Below are 4,232 nucleotides of genomic sequence, written 5' to 3'. Positions count from 1 at the left end.
CGCCAACCCCAACAGCGTGGCCCCGGCTGGTGCCACCGACACCTTCGTCTACACCATCCGCGATGCGGACGGTGACGAGAGCACTACGACCATCACCATCAGGATTGATGATTGCTCGTTGGTAGTGGGCGACGACACTGGTGTGACGGTCTACGAGAAATCGCTTGATTTGCTCAAGGACGGTAACGACCTGGCGGCGGGTACTGTCGAGGGCAGTGATCCGCATTCGACGGGCGAGACTGCTTCCGGGTCTTTGGCGAGTTCGGTCAGCGGTGGTGTGGGAACACTGACATTCAGCTTGGTGGGTAACGCCGTCGGTCAATACGGCCAGATTCAGCTGAACAGCGATGGCACCTACACCTATACGCTGACCTCGGCGCCGCAGTCGCCGAACCCTGGCAACGACGGTCCGAATACCGTCACCGAGTCCTTCACCTACCAGGTCAAGGACTCGTTGGGCAACACGACCACCAACACCATCGTCATCACCATCGTCGACGACGTGCCCAGGGCACATTGCGATGAAACCTCGGTAATCGAGGGCGGGACCGTATCCGGCAACGTGCTCGACAACGACATAGTCGGTGCGGATGTGGTCAGTGATGGGAAATACGTGGTCGGCGTGCGTGCTGGCAACGATGCTTCGACCTCCGCCACGGGCCAGCTCAATACCCAGGTGATGGGTCAGTACGGCTACCTCACCCTGGATGCCCAGGGCAATGCGGTCTACCACGCCACCCCCAACAGCGTGCCGCCGTCCGGCGCCACCGACACTTTCGTCTACACCATCCGTGATGCGGACGGCGATGAAAGCACCACGACCATCACCATCAACGTGCGCGACAGCAAGATGGTCGCCTGCGAGGACCGCGACGTCACCGTCTACGAGAAGGCCCTGGACCTGTGCAAGGATGGCCACGATCTGGCCGCCGGGACCGTGACCGGCAGCGATCCGCACTCGACTGGCGAGACGGCGTCTGGCTCGCTGGCCGGCTCGGTCATCGGTGGCGTGGGCGCGCTGACCTACAGCCTGATGGACCACGCCGTGGGGCAGTATGGGCAGATCCACCTCAACAGCAACGGCACCTACACTTATACCCTGACCTCGGCGCCAAAGTCGCCGACCCCTGGCAACGATGGGCCCAATACCGTCACCGAATCCTTCACCTACCAGGTCAAGGACTCCCTGGGCAACACGACGACCAACAGCATCGTCATCACCATCGTCGACGACGTGCCCAGGGCACATTGCGATGAAACCTCGGTAATCGAGGGCGGGACCGTATCCGGCAACGTGCTCGACAACGACGTGGTCGGCGCGGACATGGTCAGTGATGGGAAGTACGTGGTCGGTGTACGCGCCGGGTCGGACACATCGTCCTCGGCGACGGGCCAGCTCAATACCCAGGTGATGGGCCAGTACGGCTACCTGACGCTGGATGCGAAGGGCAACGCGATCTACCACGCCACCCCCAACAGCGTGCCGCCGTCCGGCGCCACCGACACTTTCGTCTACACCATCCGTGATGCGGACGGCGATGAAAGCACCACGACCATCACCATCAACGTGCGCGACAGCAAGATGGTCGCCTGCGAGGACCGCGACGTCACCGTCTACGAGAAGGCCCTGGACCTGTGCAAGGATGGCCACGATCTGGCCGCCGGGACCGTGACCGGCAGCGATCCGCACTCGACTGGCGAGACGGCGTCTGGCTCGCTGGCCGGCTCGGTCATCGGTGGCGTGGGCGCGCTGACCTACAGCCTGATGGACCACGCCGTGGGGCAGTATGGGCAGATCCACCTCAACAGCAACGGCACCTACACTTATACCCTGACCTCGGCGCCAAAGTCGCCGACCCCTGGCAACGATGGGCCCAATACCGTCACCGAATCCTTCACCTACCAGGTCAAGGACTCCCTGGGCAACACGACGACCAACAGCATCGTCATCACCATCGTCGACGACGTGCCCAGGGCACATTGCGATGAAACCTCGGTGATCGAAGGCCGCACGGTGACTGGCAACGTGCTGGACAACGACATAGTCGGCGCGGATGTGGTCAATGACGGGAAGTATGTGGTCGGCGTGCGCGCCGGGTCGGACACCTCATCCTCGGCGACGGGCCAGCTCAATACCCAGGTGATGGGCCAGTACGGCTACCTGACGCTGGATGCGAAGGGCAACGCGGTCTACCACGCCAAACCCAACAGCGTGCCGCCGTCCGGCGCCACCGACACCTTCGTCTACACCATCCGCGACGCAGACGGCGATGAAAGCACCACGACCATCACCATCAACGTGCGCGACAGCAAGATGGTCAGTTGCTGGGACAGCGACACCAACGCCTACCAGAAGATTCTCGACCTGCACCGCAGCGCCTTCTCCGGCTCGTTCGGCTCGATGACCGCCGCCCTGGTGATCGCGGGCTACCTGGGGGCGATCAGCAATGGCAACGCCAACGAGGGGGATGTGATCAACGTTACCCTACGCAAGGGCGAGACCCTCAAGCTCGACCACGACCACCCCATGGGCAACCTGATGATGGAATGGAAGGCGGCCAGCGGCGGTTACCAGGCCATTGCCAATGGCGACAGTTTCACGGCCAGCCATGACGGGGTGTACAGCATCCACCTGGCTCGTGCGGCAGATGCTTCAGGTAACGACAAGGCCGCAGAGAAATACAACCTCAACATGCTGATCGACTATAGCCACGCCGAGCGCGGGGCCTTCAGCGGCAGCGATACCCACAACGACCACCCAGGCGGCAGCGCCTCCGCCACGGCGAGCATCGTCTACCCGGGCGAGCATACCCTCGACGGCACGCCAGGCGACGATGTGCTGGTGGGCGGCGAGGGCAACGACACCCTCCAGGGCGGTGATGGCGACGACCTGCTGATCGGTGGGGCTGGCATCGACACGGCCAGCTATGCCTCGGCCGACGCTGGGGTGGTCGTCGACCTCAGCGCGGGCGGGCCGCAGGACACCGGTGGTGCCGGTATCGACACCCTGGTGGGCATCGAAAACCTGATCGGCTCGGACCATGACGACACCTTGATCGGCAATGGCGCCGATAACCTGCTCATCGCAGGGCTGGGCAACGACGTGCTCAAGGGCGGTGCGGGCAACGATATTCTCATCGGTGGGCCGGGCAACGATACCCTGAGCGGTGGCAGCGGCAACGACACCTTCGTCTGGCAGAAGGGCGACACCGGCCATGACACGGTCACCGACTTCACGCCGGGCAGCGACAGTCTCGATCTGTCGCAGTTGCTCCAGGGGGAGAGCGCCAGCGCCGCGTCGCTGGACGACTACCTGCACTTCAAGGTCAACGGCACCGGTACCGAGGTGGTTTCGACCATCGAGGTCAGCAGCGTGGCAGGCGCCGCGCCGACCCAGACCATCGACCTGGCCGGGGTCGACCTTGCCCAGCACTATGGCGTCGCGGCGGGTGCGGGAGGGATGATCGCGGCGGGGCAGGATACGGCGACCATCATCAATGGCATGCTCAACGATCATTCGTTGAAGGTGGATACGGTGTGAGGTGATTTGGCCTGAGTTTACTGGCCCTTTCGCCGGCAAGTCGGCTCCTGCAGGTACATCGTGTTTTCAAGGCTGCGGTGTACCTGTGAGGGATTCGTTAGCCCTTTGGGTTGCTCTGCCGTGCAGAGAGCATACTGCTGACGGAGGGCTCTGTGGGAGCGGGCTTGCCCGCGAATAGGTCGGTACAGGTAATACTGCGAATACGGAGGCGCCGTGGATAATGAAGGCCCATCATTCAAGTAGCCAGTCAGTATCCCCATCGATCAGCACACCGCCGTGGTCGGTATGATCACCTTGGCGTGCGACGGCCTTACCCTCGATGTAATAGCCCGTCGAGCCGCTGATAATTAAAGCCCCACAACTGATGCGGTCGCCAACCCAGGCAACCGCCTTGCCGTTGAAGGTGTAGTTGGCGCTGCCGGTAACTACTGTGCCAGCACCGTGTAACGGGCAGTCGTGACGATGACCTACAAGTACTACTGGCCTCATTGATGATCTCCTTCACTCGGTGCGGTACGGGACTCCAGGTCCATGTCTGCTGGCCATTGCACCTTGGGTGCTAGTCGCTCGAATGGGTTGGCTAGGCTCTGTATGAAAACCTTTGAAACGCCACCAGAGCCGCTGAAAGCCTGATTTTCCGTAGAGTTCTCACCTTTTAGGCGAAGCATTCTGCCATGCCCAAGCGATACGA

The 4,232-nt window shown here is 62.3% G+C and carries 2 protein-coding genes and 1 pseudogene; 1 reads left to right on the top strand and 2 read right to left on the bottom strand.

What is annotated here, in order from left to right; translation table 11 throughout:
• The coding region (locus NJF35_RS24400) for an Ig-like domain-containing protein (RefSeq protein ID WP_253091599.1) at positions 1-3,541 on the top strand (3,541 nt) is incomplete at its 5' end.
• A gap of 231 nt (positions 3,542-3,772) precedes the next feature.
• On the opposite strand, the gene NJF35_RS24395 is transcribed toward NJF35_RS24400, so the two are convergent.
• On the bottom strand, positions 3,773-4,030 hold the full coding sequence (locus NJF35_RS24395) for a PAAR domain-containing protein (protein ID WP_253081802.1): 258 nt from the start codon (positions 4,028-4,030) through the stop codon (positions 3,773-3,775).
• A pseudogene (locus tag NJF35_RS24390) lies at positions 4,027-4,232 on the bottom strand (hypothetical protein); the annotation flags it as partial. The gene NJF35_RS24395 and the pseudogene NJF35_RS24390, both read right to left, overlap by 4 nt.

Source organism: Pseudomonas guariconensis (genome assembly GCF_024127895.1).
Classification (GTDB): Bacteria; Pseudomonadota; Gammaproteobacteria; order Pseudomonadales; family Pseudomonadaceae; genus Aquipseudomonas; species Aquipseudomonas guariconensis_B.
The sequence above is the reverse complement of the archived record's forward strand: the minus strand, read 5'-3'. Positions and strand labels throughout refer to the sequence as shown.

Bases quoted from the DNA above. Each gene is read 5' to 3' on its own strand.
- NJF35_RS24395 (WP_253081802.1), bottom strand. From the start codon at position 4,030: ATGAGGCCAGTAGTACTTGTAGGTCATCGTCACGACTGCCCGTTACAC.